At 73.6% G+C, this 15,489-nt stretch carries 14 protein-coding genes; 13 read left to right on the top strand and 1 reads right to left on the bottom strand.

Annotated elements, in window-relative coordinates; translation table 11 throughout:
* Positions 1-241: 241 nt before the first annotated feature.
* From QM638_RS07450 to QM638_RS07505, 12 genes are all read left to right on the top strand, one after another.
* Positions 242-1,639 carry a phosphomannomutase/phosphoglucomutase gene (locus QM638_RS07450; RefSeq protein ID WP_415141321.1) on the top strand — a complete coding sequence of 466 codons (1,398 nt, stop codon included), beginning with the start codon at positions 242-244 and terminating at the stop codon, positions 1,637-1,639.
* Complete coding sequence (locus tag QM638_RS07455) at positions 1,636-1,857, top strand: Trm112 family protein (protein ID WP_415141322.1); 222 nt, start codon at positions 1,636-1,638, stop codon at positions 1,855-1,857. Before QM638_RS07450 ends, QM638_RS07455 begins: the two co-directional genes overlap by 4 nt.
* On the top strand, positions 1,854-2,894 hold the full coding sequence (locus tag QM638_RS07460; protein WP_415141323.1) for an SIS domain-containing protein: 1,041 nt from the start codon (positions 1,854-1,856) through the stop codon (positions 2,892-2,894). The genes QM638_RS07455 and QM638_RS07460 overlap by 4 nt, the downstream gene beginning before the upstream one ends.
* A 111-nt stretch (positions 2,895-3,005) precedes the next feature.
* Complete coding sequence (locus tag QM638_RS07465; protein WP_415141324.1) at positions 3,006-3,950, top strand: DUF808 domain-containing protein; 945 nt, start codon at positions 3,006-3,008, stop codon at positions 3,948-3,950.
* 234 nt (positions 3,951-4,184) lie between these two features.
* Entirely contained in the window at positions 4,185-5,570 is a 1,386-nt protein-coding gene (locus QM638_RS07470; protein WP_415141325.1) for an amidohydrolase family protein, read from the top strand.
* Between the two features lie 16 nt (positions 5,571-5,586).
* Complete coding sequence (locus QM638_RS07475; RefSeq protein WP_415141326.1) at positions 5,587-6,354, top strand: ABC transporter ATP-binding protein; 768 nt, start codon at positions 5,587-5,589, stop codon at positions 6,352-6,354.
* A 73-nt stretch (positions 6,355-6,427) separates the two neighbouring features.
* On the top strand, positions 6,428-7,312 hold the full coding sequence (locus QM638_RS07480) for an ABC transporter permease (RefSeq protein ID WP_415141327.1): 885 nt from the start codon (positions 6,428-6,430) through the stop codon (positions 7,310-7,312).
* Between the two features lie 121 nt (positions 7,313-7,433).
* Positions 7,434-8,669 (top strand): hypothetical protein, encoded by a 1,236-nt coding sequence (locus QM638_RS07485; protein ID WP_415141328.1) that lies wholly within the window; start codon positions 7,434-7,436, stop codon positions 8,667-8,669.
* Positions 8,669-10,018: an FAD-binding oxidoreductase gene (locus QM638_RS07490; RefSeq protein WP_415141329.1), complete on the top strand. Its 1,350-nt coding sequence runs from the start codon at positions 8,669-8,671 to the stop codon at positions 10,016-10,018. Before QM638_RS07485 ends, QM638_RS07490 begins: the two co-directional genes overlap by 1 nt.
* A gap of 1 nt (position 10,019) precedes the next feature.
* On the top strand, positions 10,020-10,871 hold the full coding sequence (locus tag QM638_RS07495; protein ID WP_415141330.1) for a creatininase family protein: 852 nt from the start codon (positions 10,020-10,022) through the stop codon (positions 10,869-10,871).
* Positions 10,868-12,220 (top strand): amidohydrolase family protein, encoded by a 1,353-nt coding sequence (locus QM638_RS07500; RefSeq protein WP_415141331.1) that lies wholly within the window; start codon positions 10,868-10,870, stop codon positions 12,218-12,220. The genes QM638_RS07495 and QM638_RS07500 overlap by 4 nt, the downstream gene beginning before the upstream one ends.
* 4 nt (positions 12,221-12,224) lie before the next feature.
* Positions 12,225-13,565, top strand: a complete 1,341-nt coding sequence (locus tag QM638_RS07505) for an FAD-binding oxidoreductase (protein ID WP_415141332.1) — start codon at positions 12,225-12,227, stop codon at positions 13,563-13,565.
* A gap of 39 nt (positions 13,566-13,604) precedes the next feature.
* On the opposite strand, the gene QM638_RS07510 is transcribed toward QM638_RS07505, so the two are convergent.
* Entirely contained in the window at positions 13,605-15,044 is a 1,440-nt protein-coding gene (locus QM638_RS07510) for a hypothetical protein (protein ID WP_415141333.1), read from the bottom strand.
* A gap of 185 nt (positions 15,045-15,229) precedes the next feature.
* Here QM638_RS07510 and QM638_RS07515 point away from each other — a divergent pair.
* The coding region (locus tag QM638_RS07515) for a cyclodeaminase/cyclohydrolase family protein (protein WP_415141334.1) at positions 15,230-15,489 on the top strand (260 nt) is incomplete at its 3' end.

Raw genomic sequence — 15,489 nt, forward strand, 5'->3', positions numbered from 1 at the left:
CTGTCCTGGCGAACGCCAACGAAGTGACCGTCAAAGGCGTGACAGTTAGGCCGCGGAGCTGGGAGTCCGCGAGCGCGTGCGCCGGGGGCACCTGCGGATGCTCACCAGCGACTGATCCCGCCCCGATCGCGCCGCCCGATCCCGCCGCGGTCCGGCGAGAGGCGCCGTCGAGGATCACCGGCCCGGCCGCCGGGGCCGGCGAGGGGCCGGCCCCGGGTCGGGCGCGGATAGGGTTCGCCGCATGGAGCCGGAGCGAGTGCGGGCGGTCGTCAAGGGCTACGACATCCGGGGCCGGGTCCCCACCGACTGGGACGAGCCGATGGCACACGCCTTCGGTGCCGCGTTCGCCGAGGTCGTCGGGGAACCCGGGGCGGGCGGCGAGTCGAGGATCGTGCTCGGCCACGACATGCGGTCCAGCTCGCCCGGGCTGGCGCGGGCCTTCGCCGACGGCGCCCGCAGCCGCGGCACCGACGTGGTCTGGATCGGCCTGGCCTCCACCGACGAGCTCTACTTCGCCTCCGGCCACCTGCACCTGCCGGGCGCGATGATCACCGCCAGCCACAATCCGGCCGGCGAGAACGGGATCAAGCTGTGCCGCCCCGGCGCGGTGCCGCTCGGCCGGTCGACCGGGCTGACCGAGCTGCGCGACCTGGTGATCGCCGGCCCGCCGGCGCCGGTGCGGCCCGAACGGCTCGGGCGGCTGGAGGTCACCGACGTGCTGGCGGCGTACGCCGCCCACCTGATCGAGCTCGCACCGGTGAGCGGCCGGCGGCTGCGGGTGGTGGCCGATGCCGGCAACGGGATGGCCGGGCACACCGCGCCGGCGGTCTTCGAGCGGTTGCCCCAGATCGAGCTCGACCGGCTCTACTTCGAGCTGGACGGCACCTTCCCGCACCACGTGGCCAACCCGCTCGATCCGACCACCCTGCGCGATCTGCAGGCGCGCGTGCTCGCCACCGGCGCCGACGTCGGCCTCGCCTTCGACGGGGACGCCGACCGCTGCTTCCTCGTCGACGAGCGCGGCCAGCGGGTGGACCCGGCGGCGGTGATCGGCCTGATCGCCGAACGGGTCCTCGCCCGCGAGCCCGGCGCTCGGATCATCCACAACCTGATCACCTCCCGGGCGGTGCCGCAGATCGTCACCGAGCTCGGTGGCGTGCCGGTGCGCACCCCGGTGGGGCATTCGGTGATCAAGGCACGGATGGCCGAGGTCGACGCCGCGTTCGGCGGCGAGCACAGCGGCCACTTCTACTTCCGCGAGTTCTGGCGGGCGGACTCCGGCATGCTCGCCGCGTTGCACGTGCTCGCGGCGCTCTGCGCCACCGATCTGCCGTTGAGCCGGCTGATGGCCGGCTACCAGCGGTTCGTGTCCAGCGGCGAGATCAACGCCACCGTCGCCGACGCCGAGGCCGTGTTGGCCCGGGTGGAGGCGGCCGCCCGGGCCGGCGAGGTGTCGGACGAGGAGCTGAGCATCGACCACCTCGACGGCCTCACCGTCGGCACGCCGGCGTGGTGGTTCAACGTGCGCGCCTCCCAGACCGAGCCGTTGCTCCGGCTCAACGTGGAGGCCCGGGAGGCTGCCACAATGGAGCGTGTGCGCGACGAGGTGCTCGCGCTGATCCGGAAGGACACCCGATGACCGAAGAACCCGCCGGCCGCGCGGTCACGCTCGGCCTGAACCCGGCACTGCTGGAGATCATCGTCTGCCCGCAGTGCCACGGCGAGCTCCGTGGCGCCGAGACTCCGCACGGCGGTGAACTGGTCTGCCAGGGCAGCTGCGGCCTGCGCTACCCGGTCCGCGACGGCATCCCGGTGCTGCTGGTGGACGAGGCGCTCGGAGCAGACGAGCCGGCGTGACCTGGTTCGACGAGTCGCGGCTCGACGACGAGGCCGCACTCACCGGCGTCGAGGCGCGGCTGCGGTGGCTGGCCGAGTCCGGTGCCCGGGTGCGCCGGGAGACGGCGCTGGCGGCGGACGCGCTGGCCCAGGCGATCGCCCGCACCCGGGAGTCCGGCCGTCCCCGGGCGATCGTCGCCGCCGGGGCGGACTCGCGCCTGCTGCGCGCCGTGCTCGAGCCGTTCTGTCCGGTGCCGTTCGTGGCCTGGCCGTCTCCGGGGCTGCCCGGGTGGGCCGGCCCGCTGGACCTGGTGGTGGTGCTCGCTCCCGGCGGCGCCGACCCCGGTGAGGCGATGGCCGCGGGCGAGGCGGCCCGGCGGGGCTGTCGGCTGGTGGTCGCGGCACCCGAGGGGTCGCTCGTCGCCGAGAGCGCCGGCGGCCGGGACAGCAGCCTGCTCCCGGTGAGCAGCGGTGACCAACTCGCCATCGCGGTGGTGATGCTCTCCTTCCTCGCGCAGGTCGGTCTCGGACCGGAGCTGGGCACCCGGCCGCAGGCGGCCGACGAGGTCGCGGCGGCCCTGGACGAGGTGGCGGTGGCCCGCTCGCCGTACCGCGACCTGTCGGTGAACCCGGGCAAGATCCTGGCGATCTCGCTGGCGGACTCGATGCCGGTGGTCTGGGGTGGATCGGTCCTGGCCGCTCGGGCGGCGCGGCGGGTCGCGGAGTCGTTGCGCCGAGCCAGTGGCCGGAGCGCGTTGGCCGGTGAGGCCGAGGACCTGCTACCGGTGCTGGAGGCCGCGCGACCGCGCGACGTCTTCGACGACCCGTTCGCCGAGCCGAACGGGTCACCGCGGCCCGCGCTGGTCATCCTCGACGATCCGAGCACCGACCCGTTCCATCTCGACCAGCGGCGCCGGCTGACCGAGGCGGCCGACGCACGCGGGGTCCGGGTCGAGGTGATCGCCAGCGAGGCCGGCTCGCAGGTGGCCCGCTATGCCTCGCTGCTGCTGCAGGGCACGTACGCCGCGGCGTACCTCCGTCTCGGGTTGGTGGAGTAGAGCCGGCGGGACGGTCGGCGCCGGTGGGGTCATCGTCTACGCTTCGGCCATGACGAGCGACCGTGCCGCCCGCCGTACCGAGATCACCGGCTCCGAGCGGAGCGGGTGCCGGTGAGCGCCGGCCTCTTCGGCCTGCTCGACGACGTCGCCGCGATCGCCAAGCTGGCCGCGGCCTCGATGGACGACGTCGGCGCCGCCACCGGGCGCGCGACCGCCAAGGCGGCCGGTGTGGTCATCGACGACACCGCGGTGACCCCGCAGTACGTCACCGGGGTGACCCCGGAGCGTGAGCTGCCGATCGTGAAGAGGATCGCGGTCGGGTCGATCCGCAACAAGGTCCTCATCATCCTGCCGGTGGCGCTGATCCTGAGCCAGTTCCTGCCCGACGCGCTCACCCCGATCCTGATGCTCGGCGGCTGCTATCTGAGCTACGAGGGCGCGGAGAAGGTGGCGGAGCGGCTGGGCGGACACCATGCCGAGGAGACGCCGGCCGCGGCGGCCGGTGCCACCGCGGAGAAGGCACTGATCGCCGGCGCGGTGCGCACCGACCTCATCCTGTCGGCCGAGATCATGGTGATCGCGCTCAACGAGGTGGCCGAGGAGAGCCTGTGGCACCGCCTCGTCATCCTGCTGATCGTCGGCGTCATCATCACCGTGCTGGTCTACGGAGTGGTGGGTCTGATCGTCAAGATGGACGACGTCGGCCTGCACCTGGCCGCTCGCGGGTCCGTCGGCGCGCAGCGGGTCGGACGAGCGCTGGTGGCCGGCATGCCACGGGTGCTCACCGTGCTCTCCGTGGTCGGCACGGCGGCGATGCTCTGGGTGGGCGGCCACATCCTGCTCAACGGGCTGCACGAGCTGGGCTGGGACCCGCTGTACGACGCCGTGCACCACGTCGAGACCGCCCTGCACCATCACGTGGCGTTCCTCGGCGGCGTGCTCGGCTGGCTCTTCGAGACGCTGGTCTCCGCGATCGTCGGACTGATCGTCGGGTTCCTCATCCTCGCCGTGCTGCATCGGCTCCGGCGCGGGGCCGGCAACGCGCACCCAGCCTGAGTCCCAGCCCGAGTCCCAGCCTGAGAGTCCCAGCCCGAGTCCCCAGGCTTGCTCCGGGCCGAATGCCGGCCGGTCGCCGATACGTCCGTTTCACCGACGAACGGGTGATTTCACCGCGCCTGCGAACGACGGTTACGCCGCCGAAACACCCGATTCCTAGCGTGGCGTCCGAGCTCCTCGACCGGCCCCGGATCCGATCGAGGACGCAGGGTCCGTCGGTCGGAGGAGGTAGCGGTGGCCGGAGTGGAGGCGGTCGGCGCGCCCGACGCCCGCCCGTTCCTGAGCGGTCGCCGGCTGCGCGGTCTGGTCGGCGTCCGGCTGCTCGACGGAGCTCTCGCCGACCTGCGGATCGAGGCCTCCCGCATCGTCGCGGTGACTCCGCACGACCCGGCCGGTCCGGCCGCCGCCGAGGCCGGCGTCCTCGACGCCACCGGCTGGCGGTTCGTGCCGGCGGCGACCGAGCCGCACGCCCACCTCGACAAGGCGCTGACCGGTCCCCGGGTCGACCCCGGGGCGGGGAACGACCTGCTCAGCGCGATCGCCCAGTGGCGCGCGATCGCCGCCGACATCGACGCCGCCGACCTGCGTGCCCGCGCGTCCGGTGCGCTGGGCCGCTACCTGCGCCACGGCATCACCACGGTGCGCACCCATGTCGACGTGCTGACCTCCGGGGAACCGCTGCGTGGCGTGGAGGTGATGCTCGGCCTCCGTGACCGGTTCGCGGACCGGATGCGGCTCCAGGTCTGCCTGCTCGCCGGCCCGACCATCCCCGATGGCCTCATCCGGGAGGCGATCGGCGCCGGCATCGACGTCCTCGGCGGCTGTCCGCACCTGGCCGACGACCCGGTCGCGGAGACCACTCGACTGCTCGATCTGGCCGAGGAGTCGGGTCTGCCGGTCGACCTGCACACCGACGAGCAGACCGATCCGGTCCGGGTCGATCTGGTCGACCTCGCCGAGCAGGTGCTCGCCCGCGGACTCGAGCAGCGGGTCAGCGCCAGCCACTGCGTCCGGCTCGGCATGCTCGAGCCCGACCGGCTCGCCCGTACCCTCGACCTGGTCAAGCGTGCCGGCCTCGGCGTGATCACGCTGCCGATCACCAACCTCTACCTGCAGGGCCGGCCGGTCTCGGCGTACGACGGCGTGGTGCCGCGGGGCCTGCCGCCGCTGCGCGCGATCCTGGACGCCCAGATCCCGCTCGCCGCCGGAGCGGACAACCTGCGCGACCCGTTCAACCCCGTTGGCCGCGCCGACCCCTTCGAGACCACCTCGCTGCTGGTCACCGCCGGTCATCTCAGCCCCCGGGAGGCACTGGCGGCGGTCACCTCCGGTGGCCGCACCGTGCTGGGCGAGCCACCGGTCGGCGCCGAGCTCGACCGCGTCGGATCGCTCGGTGGCGGGCCGGCGACCACGTCGGCGGACCTGATGCTGGTGCCCGACGTGCCGCTCGACGACGTGCTCGCCGGCGGCCAGACCGCCCGGGTGGTCGTCCACGGCGGCCGGGTGGTGGCCGACACCAGGGTCAGCACGTCGCTCGACCTCCCGGATCTCGACCCGGAACCCGACCCGGAACCCGATCCGCTGTCCCTCGACAACCGCTCCTTCGAAATCTCGAAATGAGGACCCGATGAGTCCGATGAGCACGACGGCCCCTGTCTCGCCGACCCGGCTCGACGCCCCGACCCTCCAGCTGCGCGAGGTGACCAAGCGCTTCCCGACCGGGACCACCGCGCTGACCGGCGTGGACCTCGGCGTCGCGTCCGGTGACTTCGTCTCGGTGGTCGGGCCGTCGGGCTGTGGAAAGTCCACCCTGCTCCGGCTCGCCGCGGGGCTCGACCAGGTCACCTCCGGGGACCTCCGGGTCAGCGCGGCGACCACCAGCTACGTCTTCCAGGACCCCACCCTGCTGGAGTGGCGCTCGGCGCTGCGCAACGTGGAGCTGGTCGGCGAGCTGCGCGGTCTCTCCCGCGCCGAGCGCCGGGCGGCCGCGCTGGCGGCGCTCGAGCTGGTCGGGCTCGACGGCTTCGAGCACCAGCACCCGCGCCAGCTCTCCGGTGGGATGCGGATGCGGGTCTCGATCGCCCGTGCGCTGGTGGCCGAACCGGACCTGGCGCTGTTCGACGAGCCGTTCGGCGCGCTCGACGAGATCACCCGGCTGCGGATGCAGACCGAGTTGCAGCGGATCTTCTGCATGAAGAGCTTCGCGGCGCTGTTCATCACACACTCGGTCTCCGAGGCCGTCTACCTGTCGACCAGGGTCGTGGTGATGAGTGGCCGGCCCGGCCGGGTGGTGGCCGAGGTCGACATCCCGTGGAGCTACCCGAGACCGCCCGAGCTCCGCTACTCGGCCGAGTTCGCCGAGATCACCGGCCAGGTCTCGGCGGCGCTGGGGGAGCACGCATGAACGAGCGTCGGCGAGCGACCGGTGACCTCAGGCCGCCGCATCCGTACCGTGGCCTCTGCTCGACGGAGGCGGCATGAGCACCCACACGCTCTCCGGGGACTCCGCGACGGAGGTGGCGACCGCGACCGGCGAGGACGCCGCCTCGGCGCGGCCACGCCTCGGACGCCGGCTGCTGCGCGCCGTCCTGGGGAAGTCGCTGCCCGTCCTGGCGGCGCTGGCAGGTCTGGTCGGCATCTGGTACGCGGTGAGCTACGGCGTGCTGAGCCCGGAGCGCCGCTTCCTGCTGCCGCCGCCGCACGAGGTGATCGGCGAGACGCTCACCGACTCCGTCATCATGAACCCGATGCTCGCCGCGTTGTGGCAGACGATGAAGGTCGCCATGATCGGCCTGCTGCTGGCGGTCGTCATCGGGATGGGCTGGGCGGTGGTGATGTCACTCTCCCCGGTGGCGGAGAAGGTCCTCTACCCCTACGCGGTCATCCTCCAGACGATCCCGATCCTGGCACTGACGCCGTTGATCGGCATCTGGTTCAACTACGGCTTCAACGCCCGGATCGTGGTCGCCGTGATCATCGCGGTCTTCCCGATGATCTCCAACACCTACTTCGGCCTGCAGTCCGCCTCCGAGGCGGCACACGACCTGTTCACCCTCAACCGGGCCAGCTGGTGGCAGCGGCTGGCCAAGCTCAAGTTCCCGGCCGCCGTGCCCTCGATCTTCACCGGGCTGCGCAACGCCGCCGGTCTCTCGGTGATCGGCGCCATCGTCGGCGACTTCTACTTCCAGCAGGGCAAGGCCGGCATCGGCGGACTGCTGCGCACCTACACGTTGCGGCTCTCGATGGATCCGCTGTTCATGGCGATCATCCTCACCGCCCTCTTCGGCGTCGTCGTCTTCTCCCTCTTCGCCGTGCTCGACCGCGCCGTGGTCGGCCGGTGGTACGGCGAGCGGCGCTCGTGACTCCCGGCCGGACCGGCCGCACCGGTCGACCCCGGGCGCCCCGATGCCTCTCGCGCCCAGCCGTCTGAAGCCCCCTCCCACTCTCGGACCGTCCTGTCCCTCGTATCTGAACGGATGACCCATGACCCGACTCCCACTCGTCGTACGCCGCCGGGCCCACCGCCGTGCCCTCGGCGCCTGCCTGGTCGCGCTCGGCCTGGCGGCGACCAGCGCCTGCGGCAGCGGCTCCACCGCCGACTCCAGCGCCGACTCCAGCGCCGACTCCTCCGACAGCGCCGCCTCGGAGCCGAGCAACAGCGTCACCACGGCGACGGACGAGTCGATGAACCTCGCCGACGTCTGTCCGTCGACGGTCGTCTTCCAGCAGGACTGGGAGCCGGAGGCGGACCACGGCGGCTGGTACACCCTGGTCGGCGACGGCTACAGCGTCGACACCGACAAGAAGCGGGTCACCGGTGAGCTGGTCGCCCGCGGCGTCGACACCGGGGTGAAGATCCAGATCCGATCGGGTGGCTCGGCGGTCGACTACCAGTCGGTGCCCGCGCTGATGTATCTCGACAAGGACATCCTGATCGGCGCCGTCAACACCGACGCCGCGATCGCCGCGCAGGAGAAGCAGCCGACCGTCGCGGTCACCAGCCAGATGACCAACAGCCCGCAGATCATCATGTGGGACCCCGACTCGCACCCGGGCGCCACCACCATCAAGGAGGCCGCGGCCGACGGGGATCCGGTGGTCACCTCCGGTGACACCCTGCCGGGGCTGCTGCAGTCGGAGGGGATCATCACCAAGTCCCAGGTCGACACCTCGTACGAGGGCACTCCGCAGCGCTTCGTCTCCGACCCCTCGATCCTGCAGCAGGGCTTCGCCACCGCCGAGCCGTACATCTACGAGCACGAGGTCTCGCAGTGGGACAAGCCGGTGTCCTACCAGCTGATGTCCGAGGTCGGCTACTCGATCTATCCGGAGCCCTCCGCCGTGCGGCAGTCCGACGTGACCGGCGAGGCCGACTGCCTGAAGAAGCTGGTGCCGATCCTGCAGCAGGCGCAGATCGACTACCTCGACGACCCGGACTGGGCCAACTCGGTGATCGTCGACCTGGTCAACCAGTACCAGACCGGCTGGACCTACTCGGCCAACGTGGCGAAGTTCGCCGCCACCCAGATGAAGAAGCTCGACATCGTCACCAACGACCCCAAGTCGGGTGTGTTCGGCGAGTTCGACCCCGCCCGGATCAAGAAGACGGTGAAGACGTTCTCCCCGATCATGAAGGCGGCCGGCACGCTCAAGGGCACCGTCGATCCGTCCTCGCTGTACACCAACAAGTTCATCGACGACTCGATCAAGCTGCCGTGATGGCCGAGACGCGGGAACGCACGCTGGCCGTGGCGGAGGCGGTCCGGGACCGGCTCGGGCCGGACCGGGTGATCCTCGACCCGGCCGCCCTGGTCAAGCTCTCCTCGGACTGGTCGAAGATGTCGCCGGTGCTGGCCGAGAAGGTCCCGGCCGGCCGGTACGTGGCCGACGTGGTGGTCTGCCCGCGCACGATCGCCGAGGTCACGGCGGTGCTGGCGCTCGCGTACGGGGCCGACGTACCGGTGACGCCGCGGGGCGCGGGCACCGGCAACTACGGCCAGGCGACGCCGTTCGACGGCGGCATCATCCTCGACCTGCGCGAGCTGAACCAGATCCGGATGGGCGCGGACGGCTCGGTGGTGGCCGGCGCCGGCGCCCGGCTCACCGCCGTCGACGAGGTCGCCCGGGCGGCGGGACGCGACCTGTGGATCTTCCCCTCCACCAAGGGGTCGACGGTCGGCGGCTTCATCGCCGGCGGGAGCGCCGGCACCGGGACCATCGAGCACGGCAGCACCACCGACGGCTTCGTGCGGGCGCTGACGGTGGCGCCGATGGACGGCAGCGGCGAGGTGTTCACCGTGACCGGCGAGGACGCGTTGCCCTACGTGCATGCCTACGGCGTGACCGGCATCGTGGTCGAGGCCGAGCTGGCCACCGACCCGGCGCGGGAGTGGACGGCCCTCTATGCCGGATTCGCCACCTGGGAGGCGATGGTCGAGGTGCACCGCTCGCTGCTGGACCTGCCGGTGCTGCCCCGGCTGGCCTCCGGGGACGAGCCGGCGCTGGTGCCGACGCTGCCGGCCCGGGTCCGGCTGGATCCGACCAGGTTCAGCCTGCGGGTGATCGCCGAGCGCTCCACCGTCGACGAGATCGCCCGCCGGGTGGCCGCCGCCGGGGGAGAGGTGGTCGCCACCTTCGAGGAGTACGCCGCCAGCGACCGGCTCTCCGGGATGTCGTACAACCACCCGGTCTACTTCCTGCAACGCGGACACCCGGAGCGCTCCTGGTTCCACATGGAGACCGGCTCGCCGATCTACTGGACCGACCCGGACGCGGTCCGGGCGATCTACGACGGCGAGGTGTACCTGCATCTGGAGCTGATGGGCTCGGCACCGCTGGCGATGGTGGTCGCCGACTACGTCAGCGAGGAGCAGGTGCTGGCCGGACTGGACCGGTTCGACGCGCTCGGGGTCGGCGTCCACAGCCCACACCAGTGGTACGTCGACCGCAACGTCGAGACCGTCCGGAGGGTCGCGGCGGTGCGCGACCCCAAGGGGCTGCTCAACCCCGGGAAGCTGCTCCCGGAGCTCGCCCCCGTCGATACCCGCGTCAACATCGGAGTGCGCTGACATGCCCGATCTTCCCGTCCGAGCACCCCGGTTCATCGACCTGAGCGGTCCCGAGGTGGCGGCGCTGCCGCCCGACACGGTCGCGGTGCTGCCGCTCGGCGCCGTCGAGCAGCACGGGCCGCACCTGCCGGTCTCCACCGACTACGTGGTCGCCACCGAGGCGGCCGAGGCGGCCGTCTCGACGGTCGCCGCCGCGGGCTCGGCACCGGTCGTGCTGCTGGAGGGACTCGCCTACACGAAGTCCGACGAGCACTCCCACTACCCGGGCACGATCTGGCTCTCCTGGGACACCCTGATGCGCGTCCTGGTCGACATCGGACGCTCGCTGCAGACCTCCGGCATCACCCGGTTGCTCTTCATCAACGGACACGGCGGCAACTCGGCGCTGGGCCAGGTCGCCAACCGCGAGCTGCGCAAGCGGTTCGGCCTGCGGACCTTCTTCGCGCATCTCTCGGTGCCGCCGGACCAGGGCGGCCGGTCGGCGGTCGACCACGAGCTCGGCATGGGCATCCACGGCGGGTACGGCGAGACCTCGCTGATGATGCATCTGCGCCCCGAGCTGGTGCATCCGGAGCTGGCCGGGCGCCGGGTGCCGGAGCAGCTGACCGGGTTCGCCCACATCGGGTTCGGCAAGCCGGTCTCGTTCGGCTGGCTGGCCGACGACTTCGGCCCCGACGGCTACATCGGGGACGTCAGCGGCGCCTCCGCCGACGTCGGCAAGCAGCGCTTCGAGGCCGGGGTGGCCGCGCTCGCCGAGGTGATCGTCGAGGCGCACCGGTTCGACCCCACGCCACCGCCGGTGCCACCGACCGCGTCGCCGACCGTGCCACCGGGGACCCCGGCGGACTCGTGACGCTGCGGATCACCGGCGCCCGGGCGATGCTCGTCGGCGCCGAGGAGGTGCTGCGCGACCACGTCCCGGAGGTTCTGCTCGGCCCGAACGGCGTGTCGCGGGTCGTCGCGCCCGGCGCGCGAGCCGACGGGTCGGCGGGCGAGGGGGAGCCGGAGGAGGTGCTCGACGCGACCGGCTGCGTGCTGACCCCCGGGCTGGTCAACGCGCATCACCATCTCCTCCAGTCCGCCTTCCGCACCCTGCCGGGCACCAGAGGTGTCCCGATGGCCGCGTGGCTGCCGAGGATGGCCGCCGCGTACGCCGATGCCGTCGTCGACGAGGAGCTGGTCGGCCTCGCCGCCCGGGTCGGGCTCGCCGAGGGGCTGCTGTGTGGGGTGACCACCGTGGCCGACCATCACCTGACCTGGCCGGCGGGGATGAGTCCGGAGCAGACCGTGCCGCTGGCCCGGGCCGCGGCGGCCGCGGCCGACGAGCTCGGCGGCCGGCTGGTCTTCGTCCGCGGCTCGGCCCGCGACGATCCGGAGACCGCCGCACACAGCGCCGACCTGATCGCCGAGGCGCTCGTCGCCGAGGCACCCGGGGGAGTCCGGGCGGACGGTCGCCTCCAGGTGGCACTCGGGCCGGCCGGCGTACATTCCGACGCCGAGGCGACGTTCCGGCTGATGGGCGAGGTCGCCGACCGGCGTGGCCTGCGGCGCCGTACCCAGGCGAACGAGCAGGTGGACGTGGCGATCGCCGCCGAGCGGCACGGACGACGACCGCTGGAGCTGCTCGAGGACTGGGGCTGGTTGGCGCCGGATGTGACGCTGGCCCACCTGTGCGGGGTCACCGCCGAGGAGATCGCTCGGATCGCCTCGTCGGGTGCCACCGCCACCCACGCTCCGGGCTGCGACCTGCCGATGGGCTGGGGAGTGGCACCGGTGGGCGCGCTGCGAGACGCCGGCATCACCGTCGGCCTGGGCACCAGTGGAGGAGGCAGCAACGATGCCGGGCACCTGCTCGCCGATGCCCGGCTGGCGATGCAGGTCTCACCGTTGGCGCCGGCGGGGCGCTCGCTGAGCGCGGTCGAGGCGCTGGAGATGGCCACGGTGGGGTCGGCGGCCGGGCTCGGCCGCCCCGAGCTGGGCCATCTGGGGCCGGGATCCGCCGGCGACGCCTGCCTGTGGGACGTCTCGGGAGTCGCCGATGCGGGGGTCGCGGATCCGGTCGCCGGCCTGGTGTGGGCCGCGCCCGGACGTCGACCCCGGCACGTCATCGTCGGCGGACGCCTGGTCGTCCGGGACTATCGACTCCTGCACGCCGACGAGACCGCACTGGTGGCCGCGCTGCGTGCCCGGGTCGGCCGGTGAGCCGATGTCGGAGACGAGCGGGTTGCGGGTGGCCGGAGCGATCCGCGTCGGTGAGCCGGGCTACGAGACGGCGCGGCGACGACTCTCGGCCAGCGCGGTCGTTCCCGACGACCATCCCGCGGTGATCGTCCGGGTCACCGACCGCGCCCAGATCCCGCAGGCGCTCGAGCTGGCGCGCGCCGAGGGCCTGCGGGTCACGGTGCGCAGCGGCGGGCACAGCCTGGCCTTCGCCGCGCTTCGGGACGGGGTGCTGGCCCTCGACCTGTCCGCGCTGGACCGGGTGCGACCGGACGGCGACGAGGCGGTCATCGAACCGGGTGCCACCTCGCTGGCGGTCGCCGAGGCACTCGCCGGCACCGGCCGGGCCTTCCCGGTCGGGCACAAGGCGGACGTGGCCCTCGGCGGCTTCCTCCTGGCTGGAGGCAACGGCTGGAACCAGGGCCGGTGGGGCTGCGCCGCGGAGTCGCTGCTGGCCGCGGAGGTGGTGAACGCGGACGGTGGCGAGCGGACGATCTCGCCGCGGTGCGACCCGGAGGCGTTCGCGCTCCTGGGCGGCGCGGGGCCCGGCTATCCGGGGGTGGTGGCCGCCTTCCGGGTGGCGCTGCAGCCCGAGCCGGCGGTGCATCGCCGGGCGGTGACGTTCGCGGGCGCCGGCGACGTCGGGGTCGCCGCCGGATGGGCCGACCGGCTGCGAGCCGAGATCGCTCCGGACGTCGAGCTGACCGTCTTCCTGGCCCCGGACGCCGATGCCGGCGTCCGGGTCACCGTGTCGGCGACCGCGTACGGCGCCGACCCGGCTCACGCCGAGGCGCTGCTCGAGGTCGTGTCCGGCCCGGCGGTCTCCCGTGCGGCCCGGGTGGAGGACCATCCGACCAGCATCGCCGCCATGCTCCGGTCGCAGAGCCTGCGCCACCCGGTCGGCCAGGCCTCGCAGCAGGCCTGGAGCACCGCGTCGTACGCCGAGCTGCTGCCGAGCCTGGCCCGGGTGACGGCCGGCTGTCCCTCGCCGCTGGGCAGCATCCTGGTCAGCTCCTCCTCCTACCGCAGGTGCGCCCGGCCGGCGTCGGCCGAGGATCGCGCCTACCGGCAACTGGGCACCATGACGGTGGCCCCGTACGCCGCCTGGGACCCGGCGGGCGGGCCCGGGGCGACCGCGGCCAACCGGTCCTGGGTGGCCGCCGCGATCGACTCGGTGAACGAGCACTGGACCGGCCACTACATCGGCGAGGTCGACCTGCGGGCGACGCCGGAGCGCCGGGAGCGCTGTTTCACCGACGAGGTGCGCGACCGGCTCGCGGCGCTGCGCCGGCGCTGGGACCCGGAGGGCCGGTTCGCCACCCCCTGAAGCGGCCCGGACGGCGGACCGGGTGTCGGCGAACACCGGTCAGCTGCCACCGCCGAGCTCGCGGCACACGGTGGCCAGCGCGGCGGCGTACTCGGCCTCGTCGCCGCGGCGCGCGCCGCCGGCGACCACCACCCCGGCGACCCGGTCGATGGCCAACAGCTCGCCGCCCAGTGCGACCGCCGCCCGGATCCCGGCCCGCACCGGGTCCGCGGCGTCCAGCACCCGCTCGAGGTAACCGGCCGGCAGCGCGCTGCCGACGAAGTCGCGCAGCAGCAACGCGCCGGGGCGGTCGATGACCAGCGGCACCCCGGGGAGTACGCCGACCGGGGTGGGTGCCACGGCCGCGAGGGCGGTGACGAACTCCGCCGTCGCGGCCGGCTCCCCGGCGTACTGGAGCAGGCAGAACCGGCCTCCCGCCACCGCCTTCCGGGCCGCGCGCAGCGGCCGGTCGGGCCTCGGCGGCGCCAACGGGCTCTCGGCGAACGAGACCAGGTGACCACTCGCCCGTGCCGCCGGGATCAGGGTGCTGCCCTCCAGTTCGAAGACCCCGGTGGCATCGGGGCGGTCGCCCAGCGCGGGATGGTCGCCGGTGACGCAGTGCACCGCGGCGGCACCGGCGGTCCGCAGCGCCTCCAACTCGACGCGCAGCGCCTCGGTGCCGCGATCGCGACAGTTCACCCCGGCCCAGGCCCGCACGCCGGCACGTGCCATCAACAGCGCGCGGTAGGACGGCGGGAACTGCGTCCGCGCCCGCCCGGAGTCACCCGCCAGCGCCGCATCGCAGGTCTCGCGCAACGTCTCCGCGCAGATCGCCACCGAGTCGCTGTCCATCGGGTGCGCGGGGAAGCCGGAGACGACCAGCGGCCGGCGCTCGGCGATCCGGCCGAGCTCGATCGCCGCGGCGGTCGGCGGTGCCGCGGTGGGTGCCGTCACGGGCATCGCGGTCGGTGGGATGGCGGTCGGCGGCGTGGCGAGGAAGCCGCACTGCCGTGGCCCGGTCGGCACCTCGCAACCGCCGTCCGGACCCACCCCGCCACACGGCCCGTGGGCGAGATGCTTGGGACACGGCGCCGAGGTCCGGTCGACCGGACGCGTCCGGACCGGCGGCCGTGCCGCGCCGGGCCCGGCAGGCTCCCAGCCGGCGACCCGGAGGCCCGCGTATCGGGCCAGCGCGTGCAGCTGGGAGGCGGTGAGGTCGACGCCGTCGGACGGGTCGAGCAGGACGGCCGCCCCGATGTCCGCGGCCGCCGCCAGGTCGGCCTCGACGGCGACCCGGTTGCGTCCGGCCGCCGAGACGGTGACCACGACCTCGACGCCGGCGGCGCGCAGTCGTGCCGCGTCCACCAGGTTCGCCGCGTGCACCGGTGCCGGGTCGGCCGGGGAGGAGACGGCGGTGGCCGGTCGGTCGTGTCGACCGTCACCGGCCCGGAGCCGGTCGGTGACGGGCACCGACGGCTCCAGCGGCCAGGTCAGTGACATCGACTCCTCCTCCTCGTGCCCGCTCGTGCGCTCCTCCCGGCGCCTGGTCGGCGCCGGCGCTGCCGCCCTCGTTGCCCTCGTTGCCCTCGTTGCCGTTGCTCGTCCTCGTCGCCCCGGGCGTGCCCTTGCTGAGACCCAGTCCATCGGGCACGCTGTCGCCGGCGGTAACGGCTGGATGAAGATCTGTGACCGGCCTGCCGCTCGGCGACAGGAGACCCGAGGTGGAGAGTGCCGGCAGCACGCTGGGAGACTGGACCGCCGCCCTGGCCGGCCACGGTCCCGAGCCGGGCGGTGGGGCCGCGGCGGCGGTGATGGCGGCCCTCGGCGGCAGCCTGGTCTCGATGGTGGCCGGCTATCTGCCGGCGGGGGCGAGCGCCGCCGAGCGCAGGCTGCTCCGCGGCACCGGCGACGAGGGCGAGCTGCTGCGCCGGCACGCGCTGTCGGC

Source organism: Nocardioides sp. (assembly GCF_047606145.1).
GTDB lineage: Bacteria > Actinomycetota > Actinomycetes > Propionibacteriales > Nocardioidaceae > Nocardioides.